Raw genomic sequence first — 17,982 nt, 5'->3', positions numbered from 1 at the left:
GGTCTATCATCCGACACCCCCTGTCGCGGCCTCCTGAGGCTCGAGACGCCCGGCCCAGGCTTCGGGGTTAACGGCGTTCCGCGGCATGAGGCCTCGGCTCGCGTCGATGATCGACTCCATGACGCTTCCCGAGACGGCGGCCGTGAAGCTGTCCGTCCAGCACAGGGAGTGCGGCGCGAGGATGACGTTGTCCATCCTGGTCAGGGGGCTGTTCAGGTCGAGCGGCTCGCGCTCGAAGACATCGAGCCCGGCGCCGGCGAGGCGCCCGTCCGTCAGGCGGCGGGTCAGGGCCTCTTCGTCGAGCACGCTGCCGCGGGCGAGGTTGATCAGGCGTGCCGTGGGTTTCATGAGCGAGAGCTCATGCTCTCCGATGAGGTGGCGGGTCCCGGCATTCGCGGCGACTGTGATGATGAGGTAGTCGCTCTGCGCCAGAACCGCATCGAGTGGGAGGACTTCGACGCCGAGGGCCCCGGCCTCCCGACGGCGGTCGGAGCGGTTGTAGGCGACGGTCCGGAGGCCGAGCGAGCGGACGAGCCGGGCGGTTTCGAGGCCGATCCCGCCGAGGCCGACGATGCCGACGGTTGCACCGTCGAGCCCCGAGCCGCGCCACGCGGCGCGTTCGTCCCAGCGGCCTTCCCGGACGAGCCGGTCCTTGGCCACGAGGTTGTGGGCCAGCGCGAAGAGCATCGCGATCGCCGAGTCGGCCACCGGGCGCCGGACGGCGTCGGGGCAGTTCGTCAGGAGCACCCCGCGGCGTGAGCACGCCTCGACGTCGACGGCATCGAAGCCGGCTCCGAAGCGGGCGATGTGCCGCACCTGTCCGCTGGCGGGCAGCGACGCGTCGTCGACGCGCTCGGCGCCGAGGACCAGCACAGCATCGAAGCCCTCGAGCTGGTCCGCGACAACGTGTCCGGTCTTCTCGGGCAGGACCTTCCACTCGAGCCCGGACTCCGTCAGGCGGGTCAGTCCGATGTCTCCGAAGATGGTGCTGCCATCCTCTTCGGCATAGCCCTTCGTGACTGCGACTCGATACGCCATGGGCTCCCTGTCCGTTCCGTGCCCCCAGCGAGGCGATTCAATATTATATAGAATTTGAAGGAGGCTGAGATGTCAACCCCCAGGTTTCACTCGGTCCCGGCCGGGGTGGTCCAAGGGCTGTCGGGCCCCAGGAGCATCTCCCGCAGGGTCTGCACGACGACGTCGGCTGCGGCGGAGGTGGCCTCGTGGTCCGGCGTCGCGAGGGCAAATCCGGCTGTCAGTCCCGGGTCGGTGATGCGGCGGAGCCGGAACCCCTCCCCTGCGAACCTCGCCTCGGCCGCCGGGAGTGGGAGAACCGTGACCCCGAGCCCCAACCCCACCGCGTCGCCGAGCGGGCGGCTGTGTTCCATCTCCACCACCACCTTGAGCTCGAGGCCGGCGCGGCTGAGCGTCTGCTCCATGAGGCTTCGCAGGGTGTGGGTGCGGTTCGGGAGGATGAACTCGAGCTCCGCGAGTGCCGGGACCGGCACGGAATCCTCAGTCGCGCCCGGAATCTCGAGGTCTGCAGCCGAAATGAGCACCAGCGGGTCAGTCGAGATGCGTTCGAAATTGACTCCGTGGATCGGCCCGGGATCATAGACGAGGGCTGCGTCGATCTGGCCCATGCGGATTGCCTGGCTGTGGATGACCGTGAGCGTCTCGACGATGCGCATGACGATCCGCGGGTACCGCAGGCGGATTGCCTGGAGGATCGGGATCGTGAGGGACGAGGCCAGGCTGTAGGTCGCGAGGCCGATCGTGACCGTGCCCGAGGGGCTCGAGACTTCCGAGTCGATTTCGTGGTGTGCCTCGTTCTCGAGACGGAGAATGCTCTGGGCATAGCGGTACAGCGACCGTCCAGCCGCGGTCGGGACAATTCCCCTTCGGCTGCGCAGGAGCAGCTGCTGCTTGAATTCGGATTCCAAAGCAGAGACATGCTGGCTCAGCGCTGGCTGCGCAATATGCAGCAATTCGGCGGCGCGGGTGATCGTTCCGCTGTCGACGATTGTCACGAAATACCGCAGACGCCGCGTTTCCATCAAATACTCCGATTCTTGAGGCCTGCCATAAGGCAGCTATATACATCTATGCGAAACGCATATTAGCGCAGGCTGGCGACCGAACGTACGGTTTTTGCATCACCCCCCGCACCGTACAGGAGCCTCGATGACCGCCACAGTTGACCTGATCGCCGATCTCGGCGAGAGCTTCGGCGCCTACACGATGGGCGACGACGACGCTCTCCTCGATATTGTCAGCTCGGCCAACGTCGCGTGCGGCTTCCACGCGGGCGATCCGCGGGTCATGGACCGCATCGTGGGCGAATGCGTCCGGCGCGGAGTGAGCATCGGAGCGCACCCGAGCTTCCCCGACCTCGTCGGCTTCGGCCGCCGTGCCATGGACCTCACGGCGGAGGAGGTACGCACGGATGTGATGTACCAGCTCGGCGCGCTCTCGGCCTTCGCCGCCGCCCACGGCACCTCGGTGACCCACCTCTGCCCCCACGGCCGCCTCGGCAACCTCGTGATCACCCGCCAGGACTACGCCGAGGCCATGGTCCAGGCCGTCGCCCAGGTAGACCCCTCGATGGTCGTCCTGACCCAGGCAGGCGCCGTCGTCGACGCCGCCACCCGCCGCGGGATCAGGATCGGCCTGGTCGGGGTCATCGACCGCAACTACGAGGACGACGGCACCCTCACCCCCCGCCGTGAGCCGGACGCCGTCATCCACGACACTGACGCGATCGTGGAGCGCACGGTCCGGATGGTCCGCGACGGCGTCGTCGTCAGCCGCACCGGGAAGGAACTGGCCGTGACGACCGATTCGGTGCTGCTGCACGGAGACGGCCCCGACGCCGTCGCCGTCGCCCGTCGCGTCAGGAAGGCCCTCGTTGACGCGGGCGTCACCATCGCCCCCCTGGCCGGGGCGAACGCCCTCACCGCGCCCTGAGAGCCGCTCCGGCACAAGGCCACCATGAAGACACGTCTGGCTCCCTGCGGCGAAGCCGCCTTCCGCGTCCTCGTCGAAGACGCCGCGCCCGAACACCAGTGGGAGGCCGTGCACAGGATCGCCGAATGGATCGGCGCGCGCCCGGTCCCCGGCGTGTACGGTGTGGTGCCCACCTATGACTCGCTGCTCGTCGAGTTCGACCCCTCCCGCCAGACATTCCCCATGCTCTCGGCCCTGTTCGACGTCATCCTCCGCGACGCGCTCAGCGACAGGCCGGGCAGGAATAAGGCCCATCGCCGGCCGCGCCACTTCACCCTCCCAGTCGTGTACGGCGGCGAGCAGGGCCCCGACCTCGGCTGGGTAGCGGACTACCTGAACGTCAGCGAAGCAGACGTTGTCGCGCTGCACACGGCCCAGGAGTACGTGGTGCGCTGCCTCGGCGGCCCCGCAGCCTCGTGCATGATCGACGGCCCCGCCTTCTCCCGCCCCATCCCGAGGCTTCCCGACCCGCGCCTGCAGGTACCCCCGAACGCGATCTCGGTCGCCGGCTCGCAGGGGGTGGTCGGACCGGTCGCAGCCCCGAGCGGCTGGCGCCTCATCGGGCTCTCCCCCGTGGACGTGATGGACCGAGAGAGCGCCACCCTCGTCCCCTACCGCCCCGGCGATTTCATCCGCTTCCGTGCGATCGCTCCGAGCAAATGGGACGACTTCGTCGGGATCAGACTCGGGGAACTGGTGGACGAATGCTGATCCTCACTCCGGGCATGACGGTTGTCACGGATCTCGGCCGGTTCCAGGCGCCCCCGCTCGGGTTCTCCGTGAACGGTGCCCTCGACCAGTATTCGGCGCGCATCGCGAACATCCTCGTGGGCAACCATGAGAACGCACCCCTCCTGGAAATCACCGCGAGCAGGTTCTCGTTCGCTGCCGAGACGGACCTGCTCTTCGCGGTCACAGGAGCGGGCGGGAGCATTCGGATCGACGGATACACGGCCCCCGGCCACACCCCAGTCTCGGTTGAGACCGGACAGATCGTCACCATCGACCCGTGCACGGTGGGTCTGCGGAGCTACCTCGCGGTCCACGGCTCCTTCACCGTCCCCCTCCTGCTCGGCAGCTGCGCGCCGGACAGCATGATCGGTTTCGGCCTGCGCCTCGAGAAGGGCCAGCGCCTCGCATGCAACCTCAGCCAAGCTCCGCTCAGGAACCCGTCGATGGACCTTCCCCTCCTCCGGCTCGGCGAGATCGCCCGGCGGATCGAGCAGGAGCTGCTCATCGAGGTGACGGACGGCCCGGACATCGGAGAATTCGGAGAAACGGCCTCGCGGCTCTTCGAGGAACCGTATGTCGTGAGCCCGCGCAGCAACCACGTGGGCCTCCGCCTCGCCGGCCGCCTCCCCGAGCGCGTGTCCACGGGCGAGGTCCTCTCCCGCGGCGTCCCCGTCGGAGCCGTCGAAGTCCCCTCGACCCAAGAGCTGCTCGTGCTGCACCGCGGGCGCGGTGTGACCGCCGGCTACCCGGTCCTGGCCGTGCTCACCCTCCCCGCCCTGGATGCGATCGCGCAGGCAAGGCCAGGCCAGCGCGTCCGCTTCCGCCCGACGACGCTCGAGCAGGCGTCGCTGCGCCAGCTCGAGCAGCACCTCGAGATCGCGCGGCTCCGGGAACGATGCTGGGAGGTCCTCGCCGCCCACGGCGTGAGGACCTTCGGCGTCGGGCTCCCCGCCACACCACAGGCCCACATCCCGTGCGACCCACCACTTCCCACTCCACCGCAACCAGCAGAAAGCAGGCCCCAATGATCCACGTCCGCACCCGTTTCGACCGGCCCGCAAGTGACGTCGTCGAACGCCTCGGCGCCTTCTCCTCCGCCACCATCCACGAGGCCCAGGGACGCAAGGGAGCACTCTCCCACCGCCTGAAGCCCCTCCACCCGGGCATGTCCTTCTGCGGGCCGGCGTTCACCGTCAAGGCGCAGCCCGGGGACAACATCATGGTCCAGGTCGCGATCTCCTACGCCCAGCCGGGCGATGTGGTGATCGTCGAAGCGGGCGAGCTCGAGCAGTCGGGGTCGTTCGGCGAGGTCCTCGCGACGGCGTGCCAGTCCAAGGGCCTGGCGGCCTTCGTCACCGACTCGGGCGTGCGCGACAGCGCCGAGATCATCGGGCTCGGGTTCCCCGTCTTCTCCGGCTCGGTGTGCATCGAGGGCACCGTCAAGGAGACGCTCGGACCGGTCAACTTCCCGATCACCATCGGCGGGCAGACCGTCAACCCGGGCGACATCCTCAAGGGCGACGCCGACGGCATCGTCGTCATCCGCCCGGACGAGGCAGAGGACGTCATCCGCGCCTGCAAGGCACGCGAGGACCACGAGGCCGAGATCATGGCCCAGCACCGCGCCGGGGGCAAGACCGTCATCGAGCTCCACGGCCTCGCCGAGAAGCTCAAGGCCAAGGGCCTGCTCGTAGAGGACTGAACCCCTTCCCCGACGACAGGACTGGTACCGATGACTTCCACCACGACACTCTCCCCCCTCCAGCGCCGCGTCCGCCGCGCCGCCACGCATCTGGAGGCCGCCGGTGCGGACGTGCTCGCGGTCACGAGCCCGAGCGCGATCGCCTACCTCGCCGACCTGAACATCCGCTCCTTCACCGCCCCCGGAACGGTCCTCATCCTCGGACCGGGAGGGAACACCGCGCTCCTGGCCTCCGAGGCCGACCAGCCGAAGATCGCGGCGAGCGGCTACCAGGGCCTCACTGACTTCTGGCCCCTCGGCGAGGACGCCGAGGAGCGCCGCGATTCCGTCCTCCGGATGCACATTTCCGGCCTCCCGACGTCTTCGCGCATCGCTGCGGAACGAGGCGTCCAGACATTCGAGGCCGCACGGATTGCCGCAGAAGAAGTCCTCCGCGCGGCCATGCGCATCAAGGACGACGACGAGATCCGTCGCCTTCGTGCCGCCGCCGACCTCGCCGACATCGGCTACACGGCCGTCGTCGACAGGATGACCCCCGAGCTGCGGGTGTACGAGATCGTCCGCAACGTCGACCGCTCCCTCCGGCGGGCCGGGGGCGGGGAGGCCTGGTCCCCGCTCGAGCACGTCGCCGGCGTCACGCGCGCCGGCTACTGTCCGGCGGGAAGCATCGCAACCCTCCTCGGCCGGCACGTGGAGACCGGCGCCCTGGATCCCGGCCAGCCACTGCCCTTCGCGCTCTACCCGCTGAGCGAGAACTACACGGGCGCGGCAGGCACCACGATCGTCTTCCAGGCGCCCGGGCCGCTCCTCCGCAGCCTCGCCGAGGCCCTCTCCGACGCTACCGAGACCACGCTCGAGGCCATCCGTCCGGGCGTCCGCGCTGACGAGGTCTTCGCGACCCACCGGCAGGCCTTGCAGGGCACCGTCTCGCCGGACCGCCTCGATCCGGTGATCGGCTACTCGGTCGGCGCCGGCGTCGGGCGTCCCCTGCTCTCGGCGGGCTCCGAGGAGGTTCTCGAGCCCGGCATGGCGCTGTCGGTCCGTACCGCTCTCGCCGGAGAACAGGGCCCCGGCGTCGTGTACCAGACAACCGTCCTGGTGACGGAGCGCGGGAACGAGCGGCTGAACATCGTTCCGATGCGCCTCATAGAGCTCCACTGACAGGGAAGGCAAAATGACCCAAGCACTTTCCACCGCAACCCCCACCGTCACCCTGGCGGGAGGCGCGACGATGCCCCTCATCGGATTCGGAACGCACCCACTGCGCGGCCAGGAGGCCACCGACGCCATCCTCCAGGCTCTGGACCTCGGCTACCGCAGCGTGGACACGGCCACCCGCTACCAGAATCAGGACGCCGTCGGCGAGGCCCTCCGCCAGACCAGCATTCCGCGCGAGGAGATCTTCGTTACCACGAAGCTCCCGCCGGACGCCGTCGGCTTCGAGCGGAAGACCCTCGAGCAGAGCCTCGAAGCGCTCGGGACCCAGTATGTGGACCTGTGGCTGATGCACTGGCCTCCCGGCGGGAGCCCCGGCGCTGGGAGCTGGCGGGAGTTCCTCCGTGCCCGCGAGGAAGGCCTCGTTCGGGCGATCGGCGTGAGCAACTACCAGATCCGGCTCCTCGACGCGCTCAAGAGGGAGACCGGGGAATACCCCGAGGTGGCGCAGCTCCAGTGGAGCCCGGTCCACTTCAGCGAACGGTACCTGACGGCGTGCCGTGAGCGCGGCGTCGTCGTCGGTGCCCACAGCCCGCTGCGCAGCGCCCGACTGGACGACCCTGTCCTGACGGAGACCGCCCAGGCCCACGGGGCCACGCCCACCCAGGTCATCATCCGGTGGGACGTGCAGCACGGCGTTGCCGTGGTCCCGAAGTCGGCGCACCGCGATCGCATGCTCAGCAATCTCGACGTCATGCGGTTCACGCTGTCCGAGGACGAGATGAACGCCCTCGACGCGCTCAGCGAACTCGAATGACGAGCGCAGCGGAATCGCGCACGCTGGGTGCCGGGGCGGGGAGAGTGGCGCTCATCGGCCTCGGCCCCATGGGCGCCCCGATCGCGCGGCACGTCGCCGAGCACGGGTACGCCCTCGAGGTGTGGAACCGGACCGCGGCCACGGCCCAGGAGTTCCAAGGGATCGCGAAGGTTGCGGCGAATCCCGCGGACCTCGCCGCCGACGTCGTCATCTCCGCGCTCCCGGACATCGACCAGCTGACCGACCTGACCCCGTCGCGCGTCCTCGAGGAGTGGGCCCGCAACGGCACGCGGTACCTCGTCGTGCTGAGCACCACCTCCCCGGAGAAGGTCCATTCGCTCTCGGCGCGGATGGCGTCGTACGGCATCCGCGTCCTCGACGCCCCCATGAGCGGAGGGGACGCCGGCGCCCGGGCCGGCACCCTGAGCCTGATGGTCGGTGCCGACCCGGAGGACTTCGCCGCGCTGCGCCCGCTCTTCGGGACGTTCGCCTCGACCGTCCAGAACATGGGGCCAACGGGGGCTGGCTCAGCGGCCAAGCTCTGCAACCAGATCGTCGTCGCAGGGACCCTCGTCGCCCTGGCCGAATCGCTCGACCTCGCACGGCGTGCCGGGCTCTCCCAGGAAAAGCTCGTCGAGGTACTCAGAGGCGGACTCGCGGGCAGCGCCGTCCTCGAGCTCAAGGCCGGAAAGCTCCTGAGAAGGGACTACGAACCCGGCGGGAGCGCGGTCAACCAGCTCAAGGACCTCCGGTACGCGTTGAGCCTCGGGAACCGTCTGGGAGCCGAACTCCCCGTGACACGGGAAACGGCTTCGCTATTCGAAACGGCCGTTGCCCTGGGCCTCGGCCACAAGGACCATTCAGTCGTCCAGGAACTGTTCAGATCGAAACGAGGAGAACCCGAATGACCGTCAACGAGGAGTTGCGCTTCCACCCCTCCCAATCGGTGCTCCGCATCGAAAGCACCTCGAGGAGGGTCCAGCAGCCGCAGTCGACGCCGGACCTGGTCTCCCTCGCCATGGGCGAGCCCAATTTCGAGACGCCCGCCCAGATCTGCGGCGCCGCTGTCCGCGCCCTGGACGACGGGAGGACCCACTACTCGCCGCTCGCCGGAGAACCCGCCCTCCGGGAGGCCCTCGCGGAGAAGCTCTCCGCCCAGGCCGGAGAGGAGCTGCAGCCGGCCGACGTCCTCGTCACCCAGGGCGGCACCGCAGGCCTCGCCGCGGTGATCCTCGGCGTCGTCGATCCCGGCGACAATGTGGTCATCCCCGACCCCACCTACTCGCTCTACTCGGACCTGATCAGCATGGCCGGCGGCGAATGCGTCCCCGTCCCGCTCCGGGATGACCTGCACTGGGACCTGGCCGCCCTCGAGGACGCGCTCGGGGGGGCCCGGATGTTCGTCTTCTGCAACCCCTCGAACCCGACCGGGATCGTGCACACCCGCGCCGAGCTCGACGCCCTCGGCGAGATGCTGGCCGGAACCGGCACGCTCGTGCTATCCGACGAGGCGTACAGCGACCTCGTGTACACGCCCGAGCCGTTCACGTCGGCGCTCGGAGTCCCGAGCCTCCGCGGCCGCACCGTCTACTGCCAGACATTCTCGAAGAGCTACGCCATGACCGGCTGGAGGGTCGGGTACGTGTGGGGACCACGCGACGTCATCGCGGCGGCCTCCCGCGTCCACGCCACCTTCAACGGCTCGGTGGGCGGAGTGAACCAGTTCGCCGCCCTCGCTGCCCTCAGGACAGGCGAGGCCGACGTGCGGCGCATGCTCACGGCCTATCGTCGTCGGCGCGCCCTCATGCTCGAAGGCCTCGCCGGGATCCCCGGCCTCGCAGCGAGCTCCCCCGAGGGCGCGTTCTACCTCTTCCCACGCTACGACGCCGACATCCCGTCATCGGACCTCGTGGGCCGCCTCCGCTCCGCTGGCGTGGCAGTGCGCCCGGGCAGCGAGTTCGGCGCTCACGGCGAACAGCACATCCGTCTCTCCTACGCCGCGAGCGAGGAGGAGATCACCGAGGGCATCAAGCGCCTGGCCGCCGGCCTTTCAAGCCTCTGACCACTTCCAAGGAGAACCCCAATGCCCACAGCGCACGCCTACGCCCTGCCCTCCGCCGACGGAGAGCTCGTCCCGACCACGATCGAGCGGCGGGAGCCCGGCCCGAACGAGGTGTTCATCGCCATCAGGTTCGCCGGGATCTGCCACTCGGACATCCACATCGCCCGCGGCGAGTGGGGCAGCAGCCCCGCCTATCCCATCGTCGTCGGCCACGAGATCGCCGGCGTCGTCGAAGCGGTCGGCACCGAGGTCACCAAGCACGCCGTCGGCGACCGCGTCGGCGTCGGCTGCTTCGTCGACTCCTGTCGGGAGTGCCCGGCATGCCTGGACGGCGGGGAGCAGTTCTGCAAGGGGAACATCCCCACCTACAACTCCATCGGGCGGGACGGCCTCCCCACAGCCGGCGGCTACAGCACCCACATCACGGTCGACGAGAACTACGTGGTCCGCATCCCCGACTCGCTCGGGCTCGACGTCGCCGCGCCGCTCCTGTGTGCGGGCATCACGCTCTACTCGCCGCTCACGATGTGGGGCGCCGGGCCCGGCAAGCAGGTCGCGATCATCGGCATGGGCGGCCTCGGGCACATGGGGGTAAAGATCGCCCACGCCCTCGGCGCCGAGGTCTCCGTGGTCAGCCAGTCATTGAAGAAGCAGGACGACGCATTCCGGCTCGGAGCCGACCATTACTACGCGAGCTCGGACACCAGCGCCTTCGAGGACCTCAAGGGCCGCTTCGACCTCATCGTCAACACGGTATCCGCCGACCTCGACCTCGACGCCTACCTCGGGCTGCTCGCACTCGACGGCACGTTAGTCCTCGCGGGACTGCCCGAGAAACCGATGACATTCCATCCGCTGTCCCTCCACAGGGTCCGACGCCGGATCGCCGGAACCAAGAACGGCGGGATCCGCCAGACCCAGGAGATGCTCGACTTCTGCGCCAAGCACGGATTCGGTGCAGAAGTCGAAGTCATCCCAGCCGAGAAGGTCAACGAGGCGTGGGGACGGGTCATCGCCAGCGACGTGCGCTACCGGTTCGTCATCGACACCTCGACGCTCTAGTCAGCCCGGGCTTGGTGCCGGCCGTCGAAGCAGAGAACGGGTGACGCGGCAAGTGGCGGGCTCCAGGGAGCGAAGCGCCGCGGGACCGGGAGGCACCAAGGGCCTACGGTTCCGCCGTCGAGGAGGGATGCGGGGCCTGGGATCGATCGCCAGTCCCGCGTCCCTCGGGAGGCCCCGGTGGGCACGATGAGTGCGAGGCGAAAGAGCCTTGCATCCCGCGATGGCTCCCACGCTTCACGAGCGCAGGGAGCCCGCTCGCTTCAGCCGACCAAGCCCGCTCAGCGCCTGCAGGAGGGCCCAGCGCCGAAGTCGCTGTCCACGGTGGGGCCCGCGCTGGAGGGTCGGCGGAACAACGGGGGCTCCATGCCTCGCATCGGTCCGACAGCCGCAAGGGCGGGGGCGACGAGACTGGCCGGAAGCTGGGGACATGCTCCAGTCCGCTGCTTCGTTCCGCTCAAGCAGCATTTCAGGTGGGCCGTTGGAGGCGAGGAGCTCTGGACATCCGCCCAGTCGGCAGAGCCATCTGCGCTGCCATCGTCCTCACGGCCTTCCCATACTGGGCCAGATCTTCACCATCTGCCCGGATCCCAATCAGGGAGACGCCGACTGCAAAGCGCGGCACGCCTGGCCCAGGCACAGCAGCGGCGATGCCGGTCACGGCGGGGTGGACTCCGCCGTGATCGACGGCGTAGCCGCGCGCCCGTACTTCGCCGAGCCGCACAACGAGCTGCTCGAGGTTCCGCACCCTCCACTGCGTCCCCGCTTCAAAGACGCGCGTATCCGAAAAGCGATGACCGAGTTCCCTATCGCCGAGGAGCGCGAGCAGGGCCTGGCCGACGGCGGTGAGCGCCGCCGGGAAGCGGTCACCGAAGCCTGCAGAGAGCTGGAGCGGCGCGCGTCCCTCGTGCCGTGCCACATAGAGGACATCGGTGGAGCCCTCCAACACCGCAACCTGGACCAATTCGTGCCCCAGTAGCGGGGACTCGGAACACGCGCGGTAGAACTCGCGGATCTGATCGAAGGAGGAGAGGTGCGCCCCGCCCAGCTCGACCAGCCGCCAACCCAGCAGGTAGCCGCCGTCCGTGCGCTGGATGAGCCCACCGGCTTCAAGGGCAATGCAGACGTTCCTTGTGGACGAGCGGGCCGCGCCGATTCCCTTCGCGAGGTCCGCCAGCGATAGCGGTCCATGACTGCGCGCCAGGAACTCGAGCAGCTCGATCCCGCGAGTGACTGCGGCGGCCGGGCTCGACTCAATCGAGCGGTCGGATTCCCGCATTCCACCCACTCTCAGGTCCGAGGGGCCGCCACAGACCGCCGAACCGCTTCTTCCCCGTCACTTCACGCACGACATGACACTTTCAATGGGTCACATCAAGCCGATTCCGGAGAATCTCGACAAGCTGCCATTGTGTCCGTTCTCCCGCGTTCGTCGGCATAACGCTTCCTTCAAAGACGAAACCCGGTTCAGCCGATGAACCGACCGGACGCCAAAGCCCAGTTACTGGACAATGCGATCCCGTAGGGACTACGGTCCGATTCCTGGGCTTCCTCAAATTCCAGCTGGCCTGGCTGATCTTCTTCATTTCAGGGCATCCTTGCGCTTACTGGAGTGTGATCGCGGACCTTCGAAATGGCCTGTCGGACAATCGTAGGCAGGACAGCCTGAAACTGAACAAGATCAAAACCGAGTGTTCCGATAAGCCCGCGCTATGGATCGCGTGTCGCCCCGGCCTTTCCTGCCGCCACCCGCACAAGACCCGCGCCCCCTGGCGCCGGTCCGGCGATACGGGGCGCAGGTCCCCACAGAGACGCCGAACACCCGTCTGCTCCGCCTGATGCAGAGGGCCCCTGCGCTCATCCCTCCCCCTACCCGCCACTCGATGGTTCGGCAATCGCGCGGGACTATTGCTGATTTGCCTCTGTGCGACTCAGCGGTCGAAGCTGATTTCCGGTTCAGGGATTGACGGGAAGGTTGGCTGTCGAGGCGGGTGCCGGCCCGGACTCCCGGCCGTGCGCTTCGGACCTCCGGCTCAGTGGCGCCTCACGATCCCGCGATGTCTTGAAGGCCAGCGGGCCGGACACCCCGTCGGGCGCTGAAACCAGCAGGAGGGAAGAGAAGCAGTGGGGCCGGGGACGCCCCTCTTCTCTACTTCTCTTTACTGGGTCTCCCCACTGCCCGCGATCTGTCCCCCAGCATTGGTGGTCTTGTTCATTCCAGGCCTCCTTGCGCTGCGTTGGCGAGTCCGCTGATGACAAATCGGCCTGCAGCTCAATGGTAGGCAGCGTAATTGGCGCTGAATAAGATGAAAGTGAAGTGACGGGATAAGGCTCTCGCACGGAGGTCGTCCAGATCGAGCTCAGGTGGGGCGTCCCTGCCCTAGCGGGACAGCAACTGCCTCTTGAGGGTCTCCCCGGACATCGGCTCGTGGTCCGCGGAGCACAAGCGAAATTGGATTGAAACGCTGTTCGCAGCCCTGCCATAAAAGATCGCTATGTAGGAACACAAAAGCTGTCTTTGTGTGACCAACACCTCAAACGCTACTTTGAAGACGAGACCAGTCCGCAAGGCCGTACAAGCACACACTCGTCAGGCGAGAGAGCCCACACCAGGGCCGACCGGACATTCCACTGGAGATCTCTTTTCGCAGCCCACGTTACCGGCGGGCCGCTGGTCACCCATCGCCAATGGAGACGAAATGACTGAAACCATACTTCCCAAGAAGACCCCGGTCAGGGCGGCAGTCGCGGCCTGGATTGGCACCACGCTCGAGTACTACGACTTCGCGGTGTACGGCACCGCGTCGGCGTTGATCCTGAACGTCCTCTTCTTCTCTCCCCAGCTGCCTCAGGGCATCAGCGTGCTGCTGTCCTTGGTCACCTTCGCGGTCGGCTACGCCGTGCGGCCCCTCGGCTCTCTCATCTTGGGGCCGATGGGCGATCGCTTCGGCCGCAAGTTCGTCATGATGATCACGCTGTTCGGCATCGGCGGGTGCACCTTCCTGATCGGCTGCCTGCCGACGTACGCCCAGATCGGTGCCGCTGCCCCGATCCTGCTCGTGGCGATCCGCGTCATCCAGGGGCTGTGCCTCTCCGGCGAGCAGCCCAGCGCGATCACCATGAGCCTGGAGCACTCTTCAGATCGCCGCCGCGGGTTCATCACGAGCTTCACGACCCTGGGCGCATCCTCGGGCACGCTGCTCACGCTGCTGCTCTTCATCCCGATCGCCGCGATGCCTTCGCAGCAGCTGCTGTCCTGGGGCTGGCGGCTTCCATTCTGGTTCTCCGCCGTCGTGGTGGTGGTCGCCTACCTGATCCGCCGCCATGTCCAGGAGCCGCCGGAGTTCGTCGAGGCCCAGCGCGCCAAGGCGAACGTCGCCCCGCTCCGACACCTCCTGCGCTTCCACTGGCGCGCGGTGCTCCGGATCGTGTTCTGCGCACTCATCGCCGGCACGAGCTACATGATGCAGACCTTCTCGGTGGCCTTCGGAACGTCCGGGTACAAGCTGGACAAGCCGACCATGCTCCTGACGACGACGGTCTCGGCCGTGATCGCCCTGGCGATCACCCCCCTGGCAGGGTTCCTCGTGGACAAGGTCGGCCGCAAGACGATGTTCCTCAGCGGAACGATCGGCGTCGGCATCACGATGGCGCCCTACCTCTGGTCGATCACGACCGGCAACTGGGCACTGATCTTCCTGTTCGGCATCATCAACTACTCCCTCTTCTACTCCATGGTGAACGCGTCCTGGCCCTCGTTCTTCGCCGAGATGTTCCCCGGCCGGCTGCGCGTCTCCGGGCTCGCCCTCGGCACCCAGATCGGCTTCGCCATCTCGGGCGTCATCGGCCCCGTCCTCGCCACAGCACTCGCGGGAGCGAACCTCAAGGACTGGGTCGGCCCGTCCATGGTCGCAATCGGGTTCATGCTCTTCGCCGGGGTCTCGGCGCTCACCGGCAAGGAGACCCGAAAGTACACCCTCAAGGAGCTCGACGAGGTGCAGCAGAGCGAGCGGGAGAAGGCCGTCATCACTGCCGCGATCGAGCTCCCAACCAGGGCCACCTCCGATCTCGCTGCCAAGCCTCGCACAGTGGACTGACGGGCTGTCGCCCGTCCGAGCCCGCAAGCAGTTCCACCAGTGCGGCTGCGGCGGTGTCAGGGTAGTGACCGCTCAAGTCACCACCCTGACACCGCCGCAGCTTCCGACCACACCAGACCATCTGGCCGTGCCGTTGGCGCACAGCCTCGTCCTTCCCCGGAGAACCGATGCCCTTCGCTGACTACAAGACCGCCCTCGTGACCGGAGCCTCGACCGGGATGGGCGCCGCGATCGCCGAGCGGCTCGCCAAGCGCGGGCTCGCCGTCCACGCCGTCGCCCGCAACGAGGACCGGCTCACCGAGCTCGCGGACCGCACCGGCGCCGTCCCCCACGCGCTCGACCTCACCGACACGGCGGCGCTGGCCTCCGCGCTCGGCACCCTCGAGGTCGACGTCCTCGTCAACTGCGCCGGGGTCTCCCGGCCCGGGAACATCCTCGACTCCACCGAGGAGGACCTCGACGAGATCATCGACGTCAACCTCCGGGCCCTCCTGCAGCTCACACGCCTGACCCTGCCCGGAATGGTCGAACGCGACCTCGGCCACATCGTGAACATCAGCTCCATCGCGGGCCTCTACAACTTCTACGGGCACACCGCCTACCACGCCACCAAGGCCGCCGTGCACCAGATCTCCCGCCAGCTGCGCAACGACACCGTCGGCAAGCGCATCCGCGTCACCGAGATCTGCCCCGGCCGCGTCGAGACCGAGATCTTCGGCCGCAACCTCGGCGGCTCCCCCGAGGCCATGGAGGAGGCCTGGCAGACGTACTACGAAGGCTACGAGTCCCTCACCACCGACGACATCGTCAACGCCCTCGACTACGCCATCGAGACCCCACGCCACGTCAACATCGGCATGATCGAGATCATGCCCACCTTCCAAGTCCCCGGCGGCCTCACCTTCGACCGGCGCTAGTTGGTGAACCTGACAGAAGCGACGCTGCACATCGTGGTGATGGGCGTCTGCGGGTGCGGCAGGATTGGCTGCTCTGGCTGCACGCCCTAGACGCTCGAGGTCTCAGCGGGCGGCCTCTCGCTTGTGGCTGCCCGCCCCGAGGATCTCGTCGTCGGTTCCGGCCAGACGCAGGACCGCCTCAGCGCCCTCGGGGACGACGGCCGTGAGGTGGAGCTTCTCGTCGGCGACCTCCCACCGGACCGAGGCGAGGCCGTGCGGGGTCTCGAGGCTGGTCTCGGCCCATTCGAGGTCGCCGCCGGGCTGGGGTGCTATGAGGATGCGCCGGTAGCCGGGCTCGAGGGGTGCGAGGCCGCCGACGGTGCGGTGGAGCCAGTCGACGACCGCGCCGAGGGCGTAGTGGTTGAAGCTGGTCATCTCGCCGGGGTTGATGGTCCCGTCGGGGAGCATGGAGTCCCAGCGCTCCCAGATCGTCGTCGCGCCCATCGTGACCGGGTACAGCCACGAGGGGTTCTCGGTCTGCAGCAGCAGCCGGTAGGCGGTATCGAGGTGCCCGGTGGCCGTGAGGGCGTCCGTGACGAACGGGGTGCCGGCGAAGCCGGTCGAGATCCGGTAGCCGGAGGCCTCGACGAGCTCGGCCAGGCGCCGTCCCGCGAACTCCCGGTCGGCCCCGCCGAGGATCCCGAAGACGATCGCCAGGGCGTACACGGTGGTGCAGTCGCTCTCGATCACCCCGTCGTGGAGGCAGTGCCGGGTGAACGCTGCCCGCATCTCCTCGGCCATCTCCCGGAACTCGGCCTCGGCCTCCGGGTCGCCGAGCACGGCCGCGGTCTGTGCGACGAGATCGGCAGTGCGGTAGGCGCAGAGGGCCGCGACGACCCCTGTGTCCGCCTTCGCCTCTGCCGGTGCGTGGGGTGGGGCGTCGGGGTCGAGCCAGTCGCCGAACTGGAACCCGGTGTCCCACAGGCCGTTCTCGGAGAGCTTCCCGCGCACACGGCGCGCGTGGGACGTCATCGAGGGGAAGGCCTCTTCGAGTACACGCCGATCCCCGTACGCCTGCCACACCGCCCAGGGGACCCACACCGAGGCATCGCTCCACAGCGCAGTCGTGTCAGGGGCGCCGAACTCCTTGTGGTTCTCGACGTACTTGAGCACGTCCGGGACCACGTACGGGACCATGCCGTCCTGGTGCTCCTGCTCGAGGGCCAGATCCCGCAGCCAGTCCCGCAGGAAGTCCCGCGAGTCGAACAGGAAGCACGCGCTCGGGGCGAACGCCGCGATGTCGCCGGTCCAGCCCAGGCGCTCGTCACGCTGAGGGCAGTCCGTCGGCACGTCCACGAAGTTCCCCCGCATCCCCCACACCGCGTTCTCGTGCAGCCGGTTCACCAGCGGCTCCGACGTCTCGAACCGGCCGATCCGCCGCAGGTCCGAGGAGACGACGACGGCGGTCAGCCCACTGCCGGCCGACACCGCGGCCTTCAGCCCCTCGAGGCCGCCCGGCCAGCCTTCGACCTCCACGTACCGGAACCCGTGGAACGTGAACGTCGGCTCGAACACGTCCGCCCCGCCCGAGAGCGTGAACCGGTCCGTCGCCTCCGCGGAGCGCAGCGGCCGCGTCCCGAGCTCGTCATGCTCAAGCACCTCCGCATGCCGCAGCACCACGACCGAGCCCTCCGGCCCCGTCACCTCGGTGCGGACCCAGCCCACGAGGTTCTGCCCGAAGTCCACCAGCACCTTCCCCGACGGCGACTCCCACACCTTCACAGGCACCAGCTCCTGCTGGCGCCGCACCGGCGGGCCGACGTACGGCTCGAGCCGGGCCAGGTCGTCCTCGAGCTCGTGCACGCCAGCCCACTCCGGCGAGGCGAACCCGGGGGCCAGCCAGGCGTCGTCGTACGCCCGGGCATCGATGGACTGCCCGTCGTAGAGGTCGTTCGCCGTCGTCGCCGACGGGCCCGCCGTCCACGAGCCGTCCGTGCCGAACACCTGCTCGTGCCCATCCGCGAAGCGGACCTTCAGCTCCGCGAACCCAGCCAGCTCGTCTCCGTAGAACGCCGACCCGCCGGACCAGGTCAGCCGGCCCCCGTACCAGCCGTTGCCCAGTGCGAGGCCCAGAACCACCGACGACCCGACCATGGGGGCTCGGACCAGCTCGGTGACATCCAGCTCCGCGTAGCGCACCCGCCACTCGTACGACGACCAGCCCGGCGTCAGGACGTCCTCCGAGGCCCGGACCCCGTTCACGAACGCCTCCACCACCCCGAGGGCTGAGAGGAACAGTCTCGCCGAGACCACCTCCCCGTGGCCCTCCTCGAGCCGGAACTCGCCGCGCAGCAGCGGGGCACCGCCGAACCCGGCATCGGGTGAAATGAAGCGGGAATGCCAAGAACCCAAGGGGCGCCTCCGTTGTCAGCGAAGAGATTTGAACCGATTCACGA

Annotated in this window: 15 protein-coding genes; 11 read left to right on the top strand and 4 right to left on the bottom strand. The window is 68.4% G+C overall.

Annotated elements, in window-relative coordinates; all coding sequences use genetic code 11:
- Positions 1-6 precede the first annotated feature (6 nt).
- Both L0M17_RS09315 and L0M17_RS09310 read right to left on the bottom strand, forming a co-directional pair.
- The gene (locus L0M17_RS09315; RefSeq protein WP_241053693.1) at positions 7-1,038 is read right to left on the bottom strand and encodes a 2-hydroxyacid dehydrogenase; all 1,032 of its coding nucleotides are present in this window, start codon (positions 1,036-1,038) and stop codon (positions 7-9) included.
- An 86-nt stretch (positions 1,039-1,124) separates the two neighbouring features.
- Positions 1,125-2,057, bottom strand: a complete 933-nt coding sequence (locus L0M17_RS09310) for a LysR substrate-binding domain-containing protein (RefSeq protein WP_241053692.1) — start codon at positions 2,055-2,057, stop codon at positions 1,125-1,127.
- 127 nt (positions 2,058-2,184) lie between these two features.
- On the opposite strand from L0M17_RS09310, the gene L0M17_RS09305 reads away from it, so the two are divergent.
- Genes L0M17_RS09305 through L0M17_RS09265 form a run of 9 tightly spaced genes read left to right on the top strand, consistent with a single transcriptional unit; the run spans position 2,185 to position 10,536 of the window.
- Entirely contained in the window at positions 2,185-2,967 is a 783-nt protein-coding gene (locus tag L0M17_RS09305) for a LamB/YcsF family protein (RefSeq protein ID WP_241053691.1), read from the top strand.
- A gap of 24 nt (positions 2,968-2,991) precedes the next feature.
- Positions 2,992-3,717, top strand: a complete 726-nt coding sequence (locus tag L0M17_RS09300) for a 5-oxoprolinase subunit B family protein (RefSeq protein WP_241053689.1) — start codon at positions 2,992-2,994, stop codon at positions 3,715-3,717.
- Positions 3,711-4,766: a 5-oxoprolinase subunit C family protein gene (locus L0M17_RS09295; RefSeq protein WP_241053687.1), complete on the top strand. Its 1,056-nt coding sequence runs from the start codon at positions 3,711-3,713 to the stop codon at positions 4,764-4,766. The genes L0M17_RS09300 and L0M17_RS09295 overlap by 7 nt, the downstream gene beginning before the upstream one ends.
- Complete coding sequence (locus L0M17_RS09290; RefSeq protein WP_241053686.1) at positions 4,763-5,440, top strand: 4-carboxy-4-hydroxy-2-oxoadipate aldolase/oxaloacetate decarboxylase; 678 nt, start codon at positions 4,763-4,765, stop codon at positions 5,438-5,440. The genes L0M17_RS09295 and L0M17_RS09290 overlap by 4 nt, the downstream gene beginning before the upstream one ends.
- Before the next feature lie 30 nt (positions 5,441-5,470).
- Positions 5,471-6,601, top strand: coding sequence for a M24 family metallopeptidase (locus tag L0M17_RS09285; RefSeq protein ID WP_241053685.1), 1,131 nt, complete (start codon positions 5,471-5,473; stop codon positions 6,599-6,601).
- Positions 6,602-6,614: 13 nt separating this feature from the next.
- Positions 6,615-7,412, top strand: coding sequence for an aldo/keto reductase (locus L0M17_RS09280; protein ID WP_241053684.1), 798 nt, complete (start codon positions 6,615-6,617; stop codon positions 7,410-7,412).
- Entirely contained in the window at positions 7,409-8,320 is a 912-nt protein-coding gene (locus tag L0M17_RS09275; protein WP_241053683.1) for an NAD(P)-dependent oxidoreductase, read from the top strand. Before L0M17_RS09280 ends, L0M17_RS09275 begins: the two co-directional genes overlap by 4 nt.
- Positions 8,317-9,474, top strand: coding sequence for a pyridoxal phosphate-dependent aminotransferase (locus L0M17_RS09270; RefSeq protein ID WP_241053682.1), 1,158 nt, complete (start codon positions 8,317-8,319; stop codon positions 9,472-9,474). The genes L0M17_RS09275 and L0M17_RS09270 overlap by 4 nt, the downstream gene beginning before the upstream one ends.
- A gap of 21 nt (positions 9,475-9,495) precedes the next feature.
- The gene (locus tag L0M17_RS09265; RefSeq protein WP_241053680.1) at positions 9,496-10,536 is read left to right on the top strand and encodes an NAD(P)-dependent alcohol dehydrogenase; all 1,041 of its coding nucleotides are present in this window, start codon (positions 9,496-9,498) and stop codon (positions 10,534-10,536) included.
- A 466-nt stretch (positions 10,537-11,002) separates the two neighbouring features.
- Here L0M17_RS09265 and L0M17_RS09260 read toward each other — a convergent pair whose 3' ends face one another.
- Positions 11,003-11,812 (bottom strand): IclR family transcriptional regulator, encoded by an 810-nt coding sequence (locus L0M17_RS09260; RefSeq protein WP_241053679.1) that lies wholly within the window; start codon positions 11,810-11,812, stop codon positions 11,003-11,005.
- Between the two features lie 1,420 nt (positions 11,813-13,232).
- Between L0M17_RS09260 and L0M17_RS09255 the strand changes: the two genes are divergently transcribed.
- Both L0M17_RS09255 and L0M17_RS09250 read left to right on the top strand, forming a co-directional pair.
- A complete protein-coding gene (locus tag L0M17_RS09255; RefSeq protein WP_241053678.1) occupies positions 13,233-14,630 on the top strand; it encodes an MFS transporter in 1,398 nt (465 codons plus the stop codon).
- A gap of 167 nt (positions 14,631-14,797) precedes the next feature.
- Complete coding sequence (locus tag L0M17_RS09250) at positions 14,798-15,547, top strand: SDR family oxidoreductase (RefSeq protein WP_241053677.1); 750 nt, start codon at positions 14,798-14,800, stop codon at positions 15,545-15,547.
- A 102-nt stretch (positions 15,548-15,649) separates the two neighbouring features.
- Here L0M17_RS09250 and L0M17_RS09245 read toward each other — a convergent pair whose 3' ends face one another.
- A complete protein-coding gene (locus L0M17_RS09245; protein WP_241053676.1) occupies positions 15,650-17,938 on the bottom strand; it encodes an alpha-L-rhamnosidase in 2,289 nt (762 codons plus the stop codon).
- Positions 17,939-17,982 lie beyond the last annotated feature (44 nt).

The sequence above is a fragment of the Sinomonas terrae genome, assembly GCF_022539255.1.
GTDB lineage: Bacteria > Actinomycetota > Actinomycetes > Actinomycetales > Micrococcaceae > Sinomonas > Sinomonas terrae.
The sequence above is the reverse complement of the archived record's forward strand: the minus strand, read 5'-3'. Positions and strand labels throughout refer to the sequence as shown.